Annotated in this window: 1 protein-coding gene and 1 pseudogene; both read left to right on the top strand. The window is 63.5% G+C overall.

What is annotated here, in order from left to right:
• A pseudogene (locus EN935_RS39100) lies at positions 1-351 on the top strand (methyltransferase); the annotation flags it as partial.
• A 51-nt stretch (positions 352-402) separates the two neighbouring features.
• Positions 403-654: DUF1761 family protein (locus EN935_RS39095; protein WP_127374408.1), on the top strand; the 252-nt coding region annotated here is incomplete at its 3' end.

Here is a 654-nt window from a genome sequence, read left to right as displayed (position 1 = left end):
GCCAAGGTGATCGCCACCGACATCGATCCGTTTTGCGCGACCGCGATCCGGCTCAACAGCGAGGCCAACGATGTCGGGATCGAATTCCTCGGCACGGATTGCATCGGCACCGATGCGGGATGGGACGTGATCCTGGCCGGCGACGTCTTCTACGACAAATCCTTCGCCGACCGGCTGATGCCGTGGTTCGCAACCCTGAAGGCGCGTGGCGCCGAGATCCTCGTCGGCGATCCCGGCCGGTCGTATATGCCGAAGGCGGGGCTGGAACCGCTTGCGGTCTATGAAGTCGCCGTCACGCGGGCACTGGAGGATTCCCTGATCAAGCGCACGACCGTCTGGCGCTTTGCTTGACGTGATCGCCGAACAGGCGTTCCATCACACCCGCATCTGAGGGGGAAGCTCATGGATTTTTCAGCAGTGAACTGGCTGGCGGTGATCGCCGCCGCAATCGTGGCATGGCTGTTCGGCGCCGCCTGGTACATGGGCCTGAGCAAGCCGTGGCTGAAGGCCGCCAAGCTTGATCCGGCCACGATGAAGAAATCGCCGCTGCCCTTCGTCATCAGCTTCATTGCCGAACTGGTCATGGCCTACATCATGGCCCTGGTCGTCGGCGCGATGACCGGCGGCGAGCCGACACTGCTGGCCGGCCTTGTC

The sequence above is a fragment of the Mesorhizobium sp. M7D.F.Ca.US.004.03.1.1 genome, assembly GCF_003998635.1.
Classification (GTDB): Bacteria; Pseudomonadota; Alphaproteobacteria; order Rhizobiales; family Rhizobiaceae; genus Mesorhizobium; species Mesorhizobium loti.
Note: the sequence above shows the minus strand (reverse complement) of the source record. Positions and strands in the feature narration are given on the sequence as shown.